Annotated in this window: 14 protein-coding genes; 8 read left to right on the forward strand and 6 right to left on the reverse strand. The window is 41.9% G+C overall.

Annotated features, from left to right (window positions below):
• The first annotated feature begins 95 nt into the window (after nt 1-95).
• From IEV61_RS05430 to IEV61_RS05440, 3 genes are all read left to right on the forward strand, one after another.
• A complete protein-coding gene (locus IEV61_RS05430) occupies nt 96-1,661 on the forward strand; it encodes a trypsin-like peptidase domain-containing protein (RefSeq protein WP_188414551.1) in 1,566 nt (521 codons plus the stop codon).
• Nucleotides 1,662-1,858: 197 nt separating this feature from the next.
• Entirely contained in the window at nt 1,859-2,470 is a 612-nt protein-coding gene (locus tag IEV61_RS05435; protein ID WP_188414552.1) for a hypothetical protein, read from the forward strand.
• A 9-nt stretch (nt 2,471-2,479) separates the two neighbouring features.
• Nucleotides 2,480-3,937: a rhomboid family intramembrane serine protease gene (locus IEV61_RS05440; protein WP_188414554.1), complete on the forward strand. Its 1,458-nt coding sequence runs from the start codon at nt 2,480-2,482 to the stop codon at nt 3,935-3,937.
• 35 nt (nt 3,938-3,972) lie between these two features.
• Here the strand turns inward: IEV61_RS05440 and IEV61_RS05445 are convergent, their stop codons facing one another.
• The 4 genes from IEV61_RS05445 to IEV61_RS05460 all read right to left on the reverse strand — a co-directional run bounded on the left by IEV61_RS05445 (nt 3,973) and on the right by IEV61_RS05460 (nt 8,040).
• Nucleotides 3,973-4,893 carry a helix-turn-helix domain-containing protein gene (locus tag IEV61_RS05445; protein ID WP_188414556.1) on the reverse strand — a complete coding sequence of 307 codons (921 nt, stop codon included), beginning with the start codon at nt 4,891-4,893 and terminating at the stop codon, nt 3,973-3,975.
• Between the two features lie 12 nt (nt 4,894-4,905).
• The gene (locus IEV61_RS05450; RefSeq protein WP_188414558.1) at nt 4,906-5,805 is read right to left on the reverse strand and encodes an NmrA family NAD(P)-binding protein; all 900 of its coding nucleotides are present in this window, start codon (nt 5,803-5,805) and stop codon (nt 4,906-4,908) included.
• 178 nt (nt 5,806-5,983) lie between these two features.
• On the reverse strand, nt 5,984-7,129 hold the full coding sequence (locus IEV61_RS05455; protein WP_188414560.1) for a hypothetical protein: 1,146 nt from the start codon (nt 7,127-7,129) through the stop codon (nt 5,984-5,986).
• 17 nt (nt 7,130-7,146) lie between these two features.
• Nucleotides 7,147-8,040, reverse strand: coding sequence for a TssN family type VI secretion system protein (locus tag IEV61_RS05460; RefSeq protein ID WP_188414562.1), 894 nt, complete (start codon nt 8,038-8,040; stop codon nt 7,147-7,149).
• Between the two features lie 116 nt (nt 8,041-8,156).
• Here IEV61_RS05460 and IEV61_RS05465 point away from each other — a divergent pair, with 116 nt between their 5' ends.
• The gene (locus IEV61_RS05465) at nt 8,157-9,095 is read left to right on the forward strand and encodes a type VI secretion system baseplate subunit TssG (protein ID WP_188414564.1); all 939 of its coding nucleotides are present in this window, start codon (nt 8,157-8,159) and stop codon (nt 9,093-9,095) included.
• Here IEV61_RS05465 and IEV61_RS05470 read toward each other — a convergent pair.
• Both IEV61_RS05470 and IEV61_RS05475 read right to left on the reverse strand, forming a co-directional pair.
• Complete coding sequence (locus IEV61_RS05470; protein ID WP_188414566.1) at nt 9,092-10,939, reverse strand: type VI secretion system baseplate subunit TssF; 1,848 nt, start codon at nt 10,937-10,939, stop codon at nt 9,092-9,094. The genes IEV61_RS05465 and IEV61_RS05470 overlap by 4 nt on opposite strands.
• 3 nt (nt 10,940-10,942) lie before the next feature.
• Nucleotides 10,943-11,377, reverse strand: coding sequence for a GPW/gp25 family protein (locus IEV61_RS05475; RefSeq protein ID WP_188414568.1), 435 nt, complete (start codon nt 11,375-11,377; stop codon nt 10,943-10,945).
• Between the two features lie 197 nt (nt 11,378-11,574).
• Here IEV61_RS05475 and IEV61_RS05480 point away from each other — a divergent pair, with 197 nt between their 5' ends.
• From IEV61_RS05480 to tssR, 4 genes are read left to right on the forward strand one after another with little or no spacing between them, the layout of a single operon-like run.
• Nucleotides 11,575-12,093 carry a type VI secretion system TssO gene (locus IEV61_RS05480; RefSeq protein WP_188414570.1) on the forward strand — a complete coding sequence of 173 codons (519 nt, stop codon included), beginning with the start codon at nt 11,575-11,577 and terminating at the stop codon, nt 12,091-12,093.
• 5 nt (nt 12,094-12,098) lie between these two features.
• Nucleotides 12,099-12,593, forward strand: a complete 495-nt coding sequence (gene tssO / locus IEV61_RS05485) for a type VI secretion system TssO (RefSeq protein ID WP_188414572.1) — start codon at nt 12,099-12,101, stop codon at nt 12,591-12,593.
• A gap of 42 nt (nt 12,594-12,635) precedes the next feature.
• Nucleotides 12,636-13,595: a PKD domain-containing protein gene (locus tag IEV61_RS05490; protein WP_188414574.1), complete on the forward strand. Its 960-nt coding sequence runs from the start codon at nt 12,636-12,638 to the stop codon at nt 13,593-13,595.
• 16 nt (nt 13,596-13,611) lie between these two features.
• The gene (gene tssR, locus IEV61_RS05495; protein WP_188414576.1) at nt 13,612-15,993 is read left to right on the forward strand and encodes a type VI secretion system protein TssR domain-containing protein; all 2,382 of its coding nucleotides are present in this window, start codon (nt 13,612-13,614) and stop codon (nt 15,991-15,993) included.
• Nucleotides 15,994-16,010: the final 17 nt, after the last annotated feature.

Below are 16,010 nucleotides of genomic sequence, written 5' to 3' on the forward strand. Positions count from 1 at the left end.
AACAAAAATGGCAATAACTTATTATTGTTCCTATCGTCTTAATGGTATTAAATTTGAAAAGTAAATAACGAACCTAGAATTAATTGAATAATAATATGAGAAAAATTGGTTTAACCTTGCTAACTGCCTTTGCTGGCGGGGCAATGGCGCTCGGTACTTATAAAGTATTCGAGAAAAATCCGGCTGAGGGCATGACCTTTGAGGATCGCCAGAAAGTATATTTTGCCAGCAATAAAAACACATCTAACGTGGTATCATCTGCGGGCGATGTTGACTTTACCCAGGCTGCAGCAGCAGTAACTCCTGCCGTGGTTTACATTCGTACTACCTACTCAGCACAACAAGGCCGCAGCAGTGGCCGCGACCCTATTGAAGAAATGTTTGGCGATATGTTTGGCCAGCGCATGCAGCCGCAGCAAAGCCAGCCACAACGTGCATCGGGTTCGGGCGTAATTATCTCAACCGATGGTTATATTGTAACCAACAACCACGTGGTAGCTAACGCCAGCAAAGTAGAAGTAACCACTAATGACCACCGTGTATTACAGGCCAAAGTAATTGGTACCGACCCAAATACCGACCTGGCCCTGATCAAAGTGAGTGCTACTAACCTGCCTATTGTAAAGTTGGGCAACTCTGACGATGTACGCGTGGGCGAATGGGTATTAGCCGTAGGTAACCCTTTTAACTTAAACTCTACCGTTACCGCAGGTATTGTAAGCGCCAAAGGCCGTAACATTGGTATTATTGGCAGCGAAGATAATGACGATCAGCAAAGCAGCCCGTTTGGTAGCCGCAGCCGTTACCAGCAACAACCTGCAGCTCCGCGCTTAAATAAAGCTATCGAGTCGTTCATACAAACTGATGCTGCCATTAACCCTGGTAACAGTGGTGGTGCCTTAGTAAACACCAAAGGCGAACTGATCGGTATTAACTCAGCCATTGCATCGCACACAGGTTCGTATGAAGGTTATGGTTTTGCCGTACCGGTTAACCTGGCTAAAAAGGTATTAAATGACCTTGAAAAATTTGGCTCAGTTAAACGTGGTTATATTGGCGTAAGCTTCCAAGAGCTAAATTCTGATGTGGCACAAACACTTAAAATAAACACTACCAACGGTTTATATGTTAACGAACTGGTAGCAGGTGGTGGTGCCGAAGCAGCGGGCTTACAAAAAGGTGATATCATTACCAAAGTGGAAGGTAACAAAGTTTACGAATCTTCTGACCTGCAAGAACGCGTTGGTCGTTTACAACCTGGTGATAAGATACACCTGACTGTATTACGCGCTGGAGCCGAAAAGAACTTTACCATTACTTTAAAGGGCGAACCGGCAGCAACTAACCGTACAGCAGCCAACAGCAAAACAGCTGAGGAATTGTACAATAAGTTAGGTGCCAGCTTCCAGCCTTTAACACAGGCACAAAAAAGCAAGTTCCGCTTAAACTCAGGTGTGGTAGTAACCCAGGTGCGCCGTGGTGGTTTCTTTGAAAACTACGACATCCCAGAAGGAACTATTATTACCGGCATTAACGGACAGGCTATCAATAGCACTAATGATATTGATAAAGCCATAACCAACCTTAAAAATGGCCAAATGGTTATTGAAGGTTACAGCGCCGATGGTATGCGTTTTAGAAACAGTTTTGATGTGCGTTAAGCCATTGCTGTTGATTATATAAAGTTCATCAATTTTGAAAAAGTCCGGCTACTGGAAACAGGCCGGACTTTTTTTGTATTTGACGCGTGCGTTAATTCATATACCACAACCCGTAATGAATAATAAAACACAAAGCAAAATTTGAAGTTATTACAGATATTTATTCAGCCTATTACAACCAAAAGCACTATAACCATATGATCTTAACTATCGGCTTTGTGGTAATATTGCTGTTGATATATGCCGGTGTTTTAAGCCTTGTTGTTAAACCTCATCGCCAAACCAAGCCTTTAACCTTTTTGCCCGGCACCGAAGTTATTTTATTACCTCCACATCGTATTGCGGCTACGGGTATAATGCTCATAATGCTTGGCGTATTTGGTGTTGCCGGGGCAGCAGTTATGCTTTCTCAATCGTTCAATTATACCTCTTCGTTGTACTGGGGGGCTTTACTCCTTTTAGCAACCATGCTGGGCATCACCGTTTATGGCTTACACTTATATTTTATCCGCCAGCAAATCGTGCAGCTCCGTTTAGAGCCAAACGGCATGTATTACCCCGATTTAGGTTTAACACCTATGCGGCGGCCCTTCTGGACGTTACTGCAAAACAAGAAATTCAAATTTGTTAAGTATACCGATATAGAAAGCATTGAACTGACGGAACTTTTTGAGGGCTGTAAATTGGTGATCAGAACCTACACAGGCGGCTTTACAATGCCTTTTTACGATAGAGACAAGTATAGCCTTGAAACACTGCTTCACAAGATCAATCACAAGCGGCAACAACAAATAACGGCAGCACAATAAACGAAACGCATGGCAAAATATATACAAACCAAAACCCTGGATGGACTTTCAACGGAGCACTTTCTTGTTGTAGCCTTTGAGAGTATCAGAGAACTGGGCTGGCGCATTAAATTTGTTTCGGATGCGGGCGTTATTGCTTACACCGAAAACGGAGGATTTTCATGGAACGGTGAAATAACGGTGAAGCTTGAAGGCGAAGTGGCCAGCATTGAATGTATCTCCATTTCAAACGTGGTAGAGGATTATGGCCACAATAAAACCGCGGTAGAGCAGTTCATAGATACCTTCGACAGATTGAAAACCACTTTTAATGAGGAGCAGATAGAACACCTGTATGCCGAGTATGAAAAAGACTTTTTGCCCCCTTACGAAGATACCTTAAAACCCGACACCAGGCCAACCTTCAATTATTTCAGCAACTTTTGGTCGTACTTTATACCGGCCCCCAATTACTTTATTACGCCCATTATTGTTAACCTCAACATCATCCTCTTCATTATTATGGTGTGTACAGGCATCTCCTTTTTTGAGCCCGATGCACAAAGTATGGTTTCGTGGGGTGCCAACTCTACTACAACCACTTTAGACGGACAATGGTGGCGTTTACTTACCAACTGCTTTTTACATTTCGGCGTTATTCACCTTCTGCTTAATATGTACGCCCTGGTTTTTGTAGGCTTACTACTGGAGCCTTTTGTAGGAAAGGTAAAGTATATAACCGCTTATCTTTTAACGGGAATTATTGCCAGTCTGGCTAGTCTTTGGTGGCACGACTATACGGTAAGTGCCGGCGCATCGGGTGCTATATTTGGTTTATATGGTGTTTTCCTGGCTATTTTAACTACTAACCACATAGAAAAATCTATGCGTAACGGGTTAATGGTTAACATTGGCATTTTTGTGGTTTACAACCTGGTTTATGGTGGTTTTAAAGGTGGTATTGATAACGCCGCTCACATTGGGGGCCTGGTAAGCGGCATTGCCGTAGGCTACCTGTATGTACCTGCTTTAAGAAAGCCAGGCAATAAAAAGCTGAATCAGCTTATCGTAGCCGGATCGCTTATTTTCTTTTTAGCAGGCGCAGCACTGTATTATACATATTTATCAAAAAGTGACCGCATTGTTTACTTTAAACGTATAGAAACTTTTTACAAACTGGAAGATAAAGCACTGGAAGTTATCAAAAACCAGGAAAAAAAATCAGGCGAACAAATGCTGGCGGGTTTTGGCCAGGGCATTGGTTATTGGCAAAAGAGTATTGCCCTGCTCGAAGAGTTGCAGCAGCTGAAACTTCCGGATGATGTAGAACAACGAAACAAGCTTCTTATTCAATATTGCAGGCTCAGGCTAAAAAGCTATGAACTAATGCATGAAGCTATAGCGCAAAATAGGGATGCTAACGAAATACAATTAGGAGCTATTAACACCAACATCAAACAATTGCTCGATCAGCTTTCATCACGTTAACAAACGTAAATGAGGTTGCTAATTGAGCAGAAACGCTAATTGAAAGCTTGCCTGAATTCTTGCGGCGACATATTAGTTTTACTTTTAAAGAGCTTACTTAAAGACTGTGGATAATTAAACCCCAACTCGTAGGCAACCTCGCTAATCGATAGTGTGGTAGACGAAAGCCTTTCTTTAGCCTTTTCTATCAACTTATCGTGAATATGTTCCTGGGTGCTTTTACCAGTTAAGGTTTTGAGCAGGCCGCTTAAATAATTGGGCGATACATTTAAAGTGTTAGCTACATCTGTTACGGCGGGAAGGCCTTTACTGGCTAAATCATCACTATTAAAATATGCCGAAAGCACCTCTTCCAATCGGGCAAGCAGGTTGTGGCTATTTATTTTGCGGGTAATAAACTGCCTTTGATAAAATCGCTGTGCGTAGTTGAGTAGCACCTCCAGCTGGCTGATGATAATGTTTTGGGTATATTGATCTATACAGGTTTTATATTCCTGTGAGATACTTTGCATGATGCCCGCTACGGTAGCTTCTTCCTGCTCTGAAAGAAATAGCGCTTCGCTTACCGAGTAATCAAAATATTCATATTGCCGTATGGTTTTAGCCAATGGTGTATTCCACAAAAAATCTGGATGAAAAATGAGCAGCCAACCGGAGTGCTTAATAAGCTCATCCGGATTTACTTCGATGCCTATCTTTTGCCCTGGCGCCATAAACGTCATTACACCTTCATCAAAATCATATACCTGCTGACCGTATTTAAGCTTCGCATTGAAGTTGTTTTTCAACGCAATGGCATAAAAGCCAAGCACCCAGCTACGCGGATGATCTTGAGCCATGTCCCAAATATCCTCGAACCGCAGCACGCTTATTAACGGGTGCACGGGCCCGGGTTGCGCTCTAAGCCGGTGAAACTCCGTAATAGATTTAATAAGAAAAGGCTGTACGTTGGCCATAACACAATATACTTATTTTTGGTGATAAGCTGCAGCAAACTCCTTTGCAAAATCGGTCATTTTAATTTTACCAAGTACCGCCGGCCTGTGCAAGTTATAATCCTCGGCAATAATACCCCGGTGATGGCCAGCCTGAAGTTCTACCAGCAGTGCTGCAGACCGTGGCGGCAAACCCGCAGCTTCCAGATTTTGCTGTGCCTGTTCATTAGAAATAAGCTCCCATTGTAAATGGGGTTTGCCAATAGCCTCACCTAACATACTGGCAACCTCGTTGCAGGTAAGCTCGTCGCTGGCTACATAACGTACTTTTCTGCCTTCGGTTATGCTTTCGAGTTCTTCACATACGGCAGAGGCAATATCGGCCGGAGCTACCAGGACAGTACGATCGGTATCGCCATAGTTAGCTGCTATTTTGCCGGTATACTTAATGGCGGGTATAAAGCTGTATAAATTATAATAGAAAGAAGTGGGGCGAATGTGCGTGATACTTATAGTCGCAGGCAACTCGTTTAAAATCCGTTCCAAATAATAAGTACCCTTAATACCGCCCGTACCATCTTCACGATGCGCTCCCCAGCTGCTCAAATTAACAACATGGGGCACGCCCGCTTTCATTATAGCCGCAGCATAGTTTTTCCCTATTGCGCTAAAATGCTTAACAGGGTCTAAGTCTACCTGCAAATAGCTTACAGGCGGCACCATGGTGTATACAGCGTCGGCCCCGGTAAAGGCAGTGGTTAAAAATTCCGCATCCTGTACGGAGCCAATAGCGGCGGTTGCACCCATGCCCTCAATAACCACCTTTTTATCCGGGTTACTGCTAATGATAGTTAGTGCATGGCCTTTAGCAATCAATTCCTGGGCAAGAGGCTTGCTAATGTGTCCTAATGATCCTGTTATAACGATTTTCATAGTGATAATTTATATAACAAAGTTGCATTTATACGCCACCATATACCTAACCAAATCTATGCAAGTTGTGCTCAAATCTAATTATTGACCTCGTGGAGGTCTATAATTAGTAAACAAATCCACTTCAAACAAAAAAAGCCCTTTAAGGGGGCTTTAAAATCTATTTAAAAGAGCATTTTTAATCCAACAAGGTCCAGCTGCGTTTAGCCTGTACGGTTTGTACCATTTGCTGCTCGGCAACCACGATGTTTTCTTTGCGTTGGCCAATGTACTCTAATGTGCTTAGTTTGTTCCAAAGTGCTGTCAGCACCCGTAAAAACTCATCTACAACCGTCATGGATGTACGTATATCATGATGGTTATAAACCACCTCAATTAAACGGGCCAGCAGTTCTTCAAAGTTACCCGGCGTAACGTCTTTCCATTCGTAAAAATACTTCAGCAGTTCTTCACGCTCATTACCCGCAATACTTTTAATGGAACTGAAAAAGATGTGTGCCATTTCAGAAAAGTAACCAACCAAAACAATGGGAGGTTGCTGAAAGGCCACATTACGATAAGAAAAATAGATGCGGGCAATATAATCCAGCATTTTATCGCAAAGCATTTTTACGTTTCTTCCAATAGGCGATATCGTATCCTTAGAAGTGATTTTGTCTATTATACGGAACGACAATAACTGAAACTCGTTAAGCTGGTTACTAAAAACCTCATAATACTTGATCAGATCGATATGGCTCATTAAAGTATTACATGGCGGTATGTAATCATTAATAAGTTGTACGCCTGTGCTGCTTCGGGTAAACTTGCCTATTTCTAAATAATGATTATTCTTGCTGCTTATTTGCGAGGCCGACAATATGGTAATACCATAAAAGCTGCTCACCTCGGGGTATCTTAAAGGGGTTTCCTCAGGGTCGGGCTTACCTGCTGGTACCCTTTCGTGCGGGTTAACGGTTAATACAATGTAGTAGGTTTCTACTACATCGCTTACAGCATCTTGCGTAAAATAGTGGGTATAAGTAAACTCTTCGCCCAGTGCCTGTGGTGTAATATGAATACGATACCCCTCTGAGGTTACGGCATTGCATTGCCTTATTTTAACCTGAATGTGGTTAGATGCGCGCTCGCTGATCTGAATGTCTAACGACGTATTTTCACCGTTAAAAGGAGCCAGCAAACCAAAGTTGTTATTGTTTAGCGTCAGCGAGTTGCTATCTCTTATAATGTCCTGAATGAAATTATCCGTTTGCACAAAATGACCGCTTGAGATCTTCATGCCGTCAACCCAGTTCACGGATTTATATTTTAATGGTAAATACATAGTTAAGGCTTTAATACTTATAAATAAACGGCTTCATCGCCTTTGCGCTCGGTTACACTGGCTACTTCCGATACCCGTTTGGCAAAAATGGCGTACGACTCGGTAATATGATTTTGTTCTATATCCAGATCTGGGTCAACAAACTGCCTTTGTTTAAAAAACGAGGGCTTTATGTAAAAGATCCATTTATAATACTCTGTGTTTGCCTGGGTATATTGTATAGGCGATTCGGGGAACTTAAGGTTATAGTCATCAATAAACTTTTGAAACCACAGCCCGAAATTCATGTTTCGCGGTGCCTTGGCCTTTACTTTGAGCGGCTCAGCATCATTAGTATTCTTGTATAAGTTTACCTCTAATACCAGCAAACGGTTAAAGTCGAGGTGCTCCATGCTTATATCTGCCGGAACAGTAGGGTATTGCCATACTTTGTAAATTTCTAACGGTATATTTAAGAAAGCTATGTAAGCCCACCAGAAAAGTGTTGGCAGTAAAAATATGAATACAGAAGAAGCAGCCCAAATGCCGTATTTCAAATCGCTAAGCCAATCGAACGCCAGCTTAAACAAGAACGCGCCAAGCAGGGTGGTTATTAAACTGCAAATGAAAAAAAAGCCCCGGCGCTCCAGCAACTCATCCTCGTAGTAAAGGCTGGCCAGCCAAACAAAAACAACACCCAAGCTAATATAATAGAGTTGACAGATAATGTACCCCCAAGGCATAAATTGCAGGTTTAACATGCCTAAAAAACCAGGCAGGCCAAGCGCTACAGCTGTAAGCAGCATAATAACGATGAGCTTTTTGTTGTTTAGAACTTTGTTTTTTTTGTTGATAACCGTCATGATTGCGGTAGCAACCATGAAAATTACAGGGAACAGCAGGTAGCGAATAAAAAAGGATTTAACGTCCATAAAAGTATAGGTCTGTATATATAGAAAAAGTCCACTAATTAAATGTGAACTTTTTCTAAATCAATTACCAATAATTGGGGTTATTTGTTTTATAGCCATGCACAAAAAAAGGTTAAATGATTGTTAGCCCAAACCAACTCGAAACCGATTTCAAAGCCGTTACCTTAGCTGCCGAACTTATTGAGCAGGGAAACACCCCTGCAGACAATATCGTAATACTGCCCCTCGGCCCTAAAAAGCGGGCTTATGCCAAAGAAATAGATAGTATTACCAATTATACATCGGCCTATCGTAACCGGCAAATGCTGTCAATCAACATCAATCGTGAGGGATTGTACGACATGCTGCCCGAGGGGTTATTTCACCAGTCGCCGGCATCAAGCGTGATGATCACCGAGGAGGCAATGGTTAAAGACATTGTTACCCGCCGTGAGGAAGAAAAGCAGGCACGCTTGTTTTTTGCTCCTTTTGAAACGGAGTTGTACCACATTCGTACCGTAGTTGAGCTTTATGAAAGCCGTCTTGATAAGAAAAGCGACTATGATGAACTTGTAAATATTTTTCTAAAAGAATGGCGTGAGTTTAAGTGTTTTACTAACCAGCAAATGGTAATACTTATGCATGTATTACCGGTTATACATGAGCAGCGCAATAATCTAACGTTCATCAGCAGTGTGCTTAGCATTATGTTTCATGCCGATTTTGAATTGCTTTACGAGTTAAAAGACGCAAAACCCTCACCTGCCGAAACCGGCCCGTTGGCAACCCAGCTTGGATCGGGCGTTTTGGGTGTAAATTTTATAGCAGGCCAGGTTTTTGAGCCCGAAGAGGAACTTACAATTACCATTGGGCCGGTTACAGCTAACCAAATGCTCAACTATTTGCCTGGAACACGTACTGCACAGGCGCTGGAGGTATTTCTTTCTTACTTTATACCATTGCAAACCACCGTTAATACCCGGTTTGTTGTAGAGCCCGATTACCAGAAAACGGTTTTGGGTTTTGAGCAGGAAAACGCTTGCCTTGGCTTTACCACATATCTTGGCAGCAATTAATTTTTCACGAATAGACGATAATTTGAGTTAATTACACTCCTGCTGGTTAGTTTCGATTCCAACAGCGTTAGCAGTGTATCCCATTCTTCTGCTGATAGTTTTACCTCGTCAGCAGGTTTTAAATAGACGTCAACCGTCTTTTTAAAGCCCTCTTTAGGGTTGCTCGATACCATCAGGCCTTTATCAATTTTTACGTCGGTAACCTTGTTGCCCAATTCATAATAGCAAAAGCTAATCAAATCGGCCTGGGTAACTATACGATCTTTAGTGGTTAAGCCGTACTTGTAGGCCTGAATACGTTCGGTTGCACCTAATCTATCGCGGCCGCCAATGGTAGAGGTCATTAACCGCAGGCTATCGGCTTTAATTTTTAGTGTTTCAAATTGCTGCAAGCGAGCACCCCGGCGTATATTATTTGCGGCATCGGCAAGGGTGGTCCAGTATTGCAGATAAAGCATAGTTGCTTTGGTATCGGGCTTTACAATAATGTAATTGAACGGCTCATGTCCATCTTCAGACATCCGTGTTTTTTTCTCTATAAGGGCGAGGTTTTGTTCCAGGGTTTTCAACACACTGTTTAAAAAATCGGTACCGTAGCTGGCAAAGGCAGCTTTTTCATCGCGCAGCAGTTCTAAAAGATAGTCAATAGTTTGCCGGGCATTACGCGAATCAAACCTTTCGGCACCGCCATTCCTGATAGAGTAGCTCCCTTCAAAATTTTGAGCTGCCTGGGTGTAGGGTATTTCGCTGTAAAAAATGTTCCGGTCATCATGTACCTCTTTAACCGAAAGAAAATGGTCTTTATTAGATACTTTAATAGGGATAATATTATTTACATCTCTTAAACGGTATTTGTGTTCGTGCCGTTTTCGGTTGAGCACCGGAAAGCAATTTAAAGAAACCTGCAAATCCTCAATAATCCCCGGCGATATGGCAGCAGGAAAGGTAAGTTTTAACCAAACACAAGGCTGTAGCCTGCTCAACTCGGCCGGGTTAAATATGTTCGCAAAAGCTTCGGGAAAAGCCTGGCGGTAACTGCTAATGTCTCCTAACTTACTATCGGTTACAGATATAAAGCGGTTGTTATAATATTCTTTAATATCGCGGGTTATCAGGTTAATTACATCCTGCTCATAAAAAACCGGGCGGTTACCGGCCACTAAGTCTTCCTTGTAAAGAAGACCTGGCCTGGTTTCGATCTCTTCGTTGTTTACATAGCATTTTACTACCGACAATAGCTTGTAAAAGTCATCATTAGCGGCATAGTCCGACCATTCAAAAAATAAGGACAGGTTTTGCAGGGAGCTCAAAGCTGGGGCACAATCAATCCCTAACCAAAGGGTATTAGGTTCAGTATTTAGTTTGGACGAAGCAGTTAGTACGGTATTACGCCTCATGGCCTCATCATATTCATACAGGTTAACACCGCTGCAGGTATAACGGATGCCTGCATTAAATAACCCCACCTCTCCCGCCGGAGAAAAGAATACATCGTTACCCTCTGAACGGGAGCTTTCGGTAGATAGTTGCCTTTTATAAAAGAAATGGTTATTTATAGTAACACTCTCCCTGGTTTCCACCGGCTGCCCTTTAAGTACAGCATGCGCAGGCAGAGCCGAAGTGAGGTAATCTGACGCTAAGATTCGAGATATTTTGCTCAGTATCCTGTTTTCAAGGTTCTTTACATCATTTGATACGTTAAAGAGCTCGGTACTAAGGGCCTCCACCAAAAGCCTTACCATGGGGTCCATGTCATTAATATTGGTAGTGCCCCAATAATCCATGGCATTACGCAGCATCCGTGTCCTGATGTCTTCTTTGGTATTAAAAAGTATAGTGCTCATAGTTTAGGCAGATAATGGACTTAAGAATAAAGAAGTAGTGAATACATAGTTTTCGCCGGTTTGCTGCATTTTACCGCTTACCACAATCTCAACCTTCTTCTTAATTTCGCTTACGTTTCTTAAGGGATAAAATTTATTTACTTCTTTAATATGTACATCAATATTTACATCATAAATACGCTTTTCATAATGGGTTATTGATCGTAAAAGAGATTGCCGCAGTTTCTCTTCCCACATGCTTTCACTAATAATCAGCTCAAAATCAAGGTCCCAAATTTCGCAGCCGAAGTCGGGCTTAAACCGGTGCTCGCCGTAACGGGTAAAAATGATAAGTTCGATATACTGAGAAATGGAGGCGCCAACATCCTGTTTATCAATATCTTGCCCGTTAAAAATATTGCTTAGCTTGAAAGGCTTTTTGTATAAGGGTACCGACATAAAAATAGCAAATACTAACTGGTGGTTTAAATTTTACTTGTCACTAAACAAATCATTTCTTAAATAGTTGTAACTACAATCTTTATGGTTAATAATATACCTGAAAGACGATGATAAAATAAGCAACACCGTTCTACATATTGCTTAGTGCTGGGGGATTTTTTAGAAGTATTCGTAAATTTTTTTGATGATTTTGAATGAAACCGGTAAACAGTAGCGATCTGCGTAATGCTTATATAAGGTTTGTACTATACTTTGTAGCGCTTATTGCTTTTAGCATATTAGCGTTATATTTCTTTTTCCTTACCTCTAACCGCGAAGTTACCATGCTTAACGAGCGGGTAAAACAGTCAGACGATCTTATTGCCGTACGGAGCGATATCAACAATAATTTCGACATTATTTTACAGCGTATGCAGCAGTTATCGCAATACACAAAAATGAATGCCGAAGAAATGAATAATCAAACCTTACTGCTTAACGATATTCAGGAATGTAACCTAAAAATACAAGACAAGTTGCACCAAAACCCTGTTGCCTTAAAAAGCTTTGAATTGTATAAAAAATTAAGCGATAATATTTCAACAGCTGCCAATGTTAAGGATTCGTTGTACACCACGCGGTTTCAAATTGAAAGCCTGCGTTCGCAGCTGGAGTCTTGTAACCGCACCAACAGATCGGCAGTTAACAGAATTAAAGGACGTTTCGGACGATAAGCACTATGATGAAGTTTAGCATTAAAGAACGACGGGAAAAGTTCCTTTTCTTTTTAGGCATGTTCTTGTTTACAGCTGTAATATTATGTGTAGCCATATTTTACAATTACGATAACGGCAGCAACATATCAAAAGAAGAATTCTCTAAACGTTTGCAGGAAGAGAATAGGTTTGAAGCAGCCGTGGCAGAAGCTATGCCCACTATAGATACCACTTATACGCGTATTGTGAAGTTTAACCCTAACGTGCAAGCCCTTTTCCTGGAAAATGATATCAAGAATTCCATTACCGCAATACGGTCTTACTACAATGCAAGGCCTTACGATGCGCGTTACAAGTGCTTTATTTACGCATCTAAAATACACGAGAACCTTTTTTACGATAAAAGAGAGCTCCGGGGTAATTCATACAACGACATTGTGCGCCTCAATAAACTTTTAGATGATTGCAAGCTTTCTACCCGGCAGTTGCAGCAAAGCCTTAGCAGCCCCGGGCGTTAAATAATCAATTGATCCTGTACAACACAACATCACCTAAAACCAATGCAAGACGATTACAACAGCGGAAGACCAATTAACACCAACAGGCAAAACTATCTGTTTCTCTACATTATAGTTACCATACTGTTGCTGGCCGGCGTTATCTTTTTACTTAAAAGTTCTTTATTCGATAAAAGAACTGTTAACGCACGAATTCTGAAAGATGAGATATTTTTAAACGAAGACTTAGTTTATTCGGACAATACCAGCAACGCCAAATCATGGCAGTGGGAGTTCGGTAACGGCGAACGCTCTAAACAGCAAAACGGTAGCTATCGCTTTAAAAAACCGGGAGCTTATATTGTAAGAGTAACCGTTGATGGAAATATGCAGCAGCAATTTCCTATCAATGTTAAGGATACCTTAGTTAGTGCAGTTAGAGATACCCTGTTAACCATTAACGGGCCGACACGTGGTATTGTTAATGAAGAAGTAAGGCTCGAAGCCCAGGGTAATGCACGCATTTACGAGTGGTCTTTTGGCGAAACCGGCCGTGTTGATATCAAAGGACCGACTGCGCTGTATGTATACCACAACCCAGGTACCTATTTTGTACGCCTTCGGGTTGATAATGCCAGCCGTCCCATATATCACAAAATCCTGATCACCAACCCCGATTCTACCATTAACGCCATTGTTGCTCCAGGCGAGGGCGAGCAAAAAGTAGTTGATGATATCCGTGCACATTTACAGGCTATAGCTAACGGAGCCGATTTTAATAATCACTATTACTACCTGGTAAATAAATATTTCTGTGGCGACGAAAAGGTATCTGTGAACATGGAAAGCAACGGGGAGAAAAAACAAACTGATTTTTACTCTTACTGCATGCGCTTAACCTTTGGCGGTGGTGTAACTATTGATGAAGCACAGGTTGCACTTAAAGCAAAATCATCATGCTCAAACCTGCTAACAGTTAAACAGCATTCGTCAACCACAAACGGTATTAAACGTACACGATAATCAGCCTATCCTCTTTATGAAAAACATATTATCTGCACTTATCATGCTGCTTGCGGTAACAGCAAGTGCACAATCACCGGTATCTATCAGTAAAAAGGTTGCCACTCTGCCTGCAGCCTTCGAAAAGCCTAACAATAAAACCAACGTATACGATGATGGTAAAACCACATCATTACCTTGGATAGTTTTCTCAGACCGTGACGAAAACTATACTTATACTTCGCCCGGCGGCTCGTTGGTGATGAAGAAAATTAAGTTTATGGAGCCCTTTTATGTGAGCACTGCACGTAATGGCTATGTTAAACTGATCAAGTACCAGCCTGGTATTGTACAGGGACGCAAGCTTACCAACAAAAAAGGCGCACAAAGCTACGGCTGGATCAGTAAAGACAAAGTATTACTGTGGCAATCGGCTTATATAAGTGCTACCAGCGGTTATCCTGAAAAGGCTATAGCTGTAGCATCGGGCAAAAATTCTTTAACGTCGCCGGCTACTTACTATGACCGTACCGATTCGCTTTACGTCTTCGATTCGCCCGAAATGGAGCATAAAAAATCGAAATTAGCCTTGCACCAGTTGCTGTATGTATTCAAAAAGTCGGCTGATGGTAAGACCCTGTTAGTAGGGTCGGACCCGCAGTTAATTGCCGATAGTGCTGCCCGTAGCATATATGGCTGGGTACCTTCTGATGCTGTGCATAACTGGGGAAGCAGGCTTTACATTGGCTCGGCAAAAACCGGCTACAATGCCGATGACTCTGTTGCTGCAATCCTTAATAAATCTTTGCAATTTAATGGGCCGGGCAAAGCTACCTTTGCTTTTGACCCGCTTATAGACCAGGATCAACCTTTGCTGCGCAGCATACCGGTAATATCGTACCCAACTGCAAACTCGTCAACCGGCAATATGGAGTTAGGTATCCCTACCGATGTTTACGATAAATCTAATAATAGCATTCTTAACATTAAAGGCGGACGCATAAGCTATAAAGACTATCTGGCTATCCGCAAAAATATCCGCAAAATCAATGTGGTGTTTGTGGTAGATGGCGGTAGTTCTATGCGCAATTACTTTTCGGGCTTAACCAGCACCATCCAATCCTTCGAAAACGTATTCAACAGCTATAACAAAGGCAATCAAATTAGCTACGGGGCTGTAGTTTATCGTGCTGAAAACAATTGCTCCGTAGGCGGCGTGGAAAAACAAGCCTTTAATACCGACTACCGCAAAGTAGTTAGCTTTTTAGATAAGCAAGCCGGCATCACCAATTCATCATGCGTGGCTGCAGCTAACAGTCAGCCCGTGTTCGATGGATTACATACTTCATTGGGTATGTTCAATAACCACAAAAATGAAACTAACCTGGTTGTATTGATTGGTAGCACCGGCAATAGCATGGAAACTACAACGGTATATGACATGGCTACCGAAGTAGCTAATGCCGATGCTCGTTTACTTGCTATACAAGTGTACAGCGATTATAATCCCATTTATAACGATTTTGTAATACAGGCACGTAAACTGGTATCTGAATCGGCCACTCAGCTTGCCGAACGTAAGAAGAACCGCATGGTGGTGGGCGAAGGCTTAAGCAATACCCAGCAATTTAACGTTTCCTTATCCGATTCCATTTCTTTCTACCTTGATTATCCAAAAAACAGTTTAATACAAGGTGCGGTTATTTTCCCGCCAAAAGGAGTAATTAAATCTAACCTGGCTATGGACGGCGCCCTTAAACGCCTGATGCAGGAAACCCAGACCGATATTTACACCCAAGTTCATTCTTTAGATAGCGCATTCAGGCTTACCGGTCGTGAGCATCGTTATGTAACGCCAGTGGTGATGTCACAATTTCAGGCACCTGTATCTGCCGATTTGGGCGATAACCTGCCGCATAACGCATTCAAATATTATTTAACTGCGCAGGCACCTACTAATATTGTAACCAGCAATCCTGCCGAGTTGCAATACCTGCTTATTCTGAACGAAACGGAGTATAAGCAAATGAACGATGTGCTCTCTATGATGATTGGTGAAAACCTGGAACAGGATGCCGGTAATTACCGCAAGAAATTATTTAAGAACTACTTGAATATTGTGCGCCAATATATGGGTCAAAAAGACGCCTCCCGTTCAGAAATTAAGAACATGCTGTTGAGCGATTACATTCAAAAAGTAACAGGTATGGTAGTACCTGCCAGTGTAAAGGAGCAGTTTAATTATAAAGTAATTCATTTAAAGCGCAATGGCAGCATGCCGCAAGCGCAGTTTGAGGCGTACATTAATTACTTAATAAAAAGCCGCAACACTATTAAGCAACAAGCCTTATTGCAGCAACACTTTACCTCTAACGGTAAAATGTATTATTACATCACCCAGGCTAACTGGAAAAATTAATACCCAACCTGTAAAAA

Origin of the sequence: Mucilaginibacter galii (assembly GCF_014635825.1) — a bacterium.
Taxonomy (GTDB): Bacteria; Bacteroidota; Bacteroidia; order Sphingobacteriales; family Sphingobacteriaceae; genus Mucilaginibacter; species Mucilaginibacter galii.

What these genes read in the sequence shown, in the direction of transcription:
- IEV61_RS05430 (WP_188414551.1), top strand. Translation starts at nt 96, where the DNA reads ATGAGAAAAATTGGTTTAACCTTGCTAACTGCCTTTGCTGGCGGGGCA.
- IEV61_RS05480 (WP_188414570.1), top strand. Translation starts at nt 11,575, where the DNA reads ATGAAACCGGTAAACAGTAGCGATCTGCGTAATGCTTATATAAGGTTT.
- tssO (WP_188414572.1), top strand. Translation starts at nt 12,099, where the DNA reads ATGATGAAGTTTAGCATTAAAGAACGACGGGAAAAGTTCCTTTTCTTT.
- IEV61_RS05465 (WP_188414564.1), top strand. Translation starts at nt 8,157, where the DNA reads ATGATTGTTAGCCCAAACCAACTCGAAACCGATTTCAAAGCCGTTACC.
- IEV61_RS05445 (WP_188414556.1), bottom strand. Translation starts at nt 4,893, where the DNA reads ATGGCCAACGTACAGCCTTTTCTTATTAAATCTATTACGGAGTTTCAC.
- tssR (WP_188414576.1), top strand. Translation starts at nt 13,612, where the DNA reads ATGAAAAACATATTATCTGCACTTATCATGCTGCTTGCGGTAACAGCA.
- IEV61_RS05490 (WP_188414574.1), top strand. Translation starts at nt 12,636, where the DNA reads ATGCAAGACGATTACAACAGCGGAAGACCAATTAACACCAACAGGCAA.
- IEV61_RS05455 (WP_188414560.1), bottom strand. Translation starts at nt 7,129, where the DNA reads ATGTATTTACCATTAAAATATAAATCCGTGAACTGGGTTGACGGCATG.
- IEV61_RS05440 (WP_188414554.1), top strand. Translation starts at nt 2,480, where the DNA reads ATGGCAAAATATATACAAACCAAAACCCTGGATGGACTTTCAACGGAG.
- IEV61_RS05470 (WP_188414566.1), bottom strand. Translation starts at nt 10,939, where the DNA reads ATGAGCACTATACTTTTTAATACCAAAGAAGACATCAGGACACGGATG.
- IEV61_RS05475 (WP_188414568.1), bottom strand. Translation starts at nt 11,377, where the DNA reads ATGTCGGTACCCTTATACAAAAAGCCTTTCAAGCTAAGCAATATTTTT.
- IEV61_RS05460 (WP_188414562.1), bottom strand. Translation starts at nt 8,040, where the DNA reads ATGGACGTTAAATCCTTTTTTATTCGCTACCTGCTGTTCCCTGTAATT.
- IEV61_RS05450 (WP_188414558.1), bottom strand. Translation starts at nt 5,805, where the DNA reads ATGAAAATCGTTATAACAGGATCATTAGGACACATTAGCAAGCCTCTT.
- IEV61_RS05435 (WP_188414552.1), top strand. Translation starts at nt 1,859, where the DNA reads ATGATCTTAACTATCGGCTTTGTGGTAATATTGCTGTTGATATATGCC.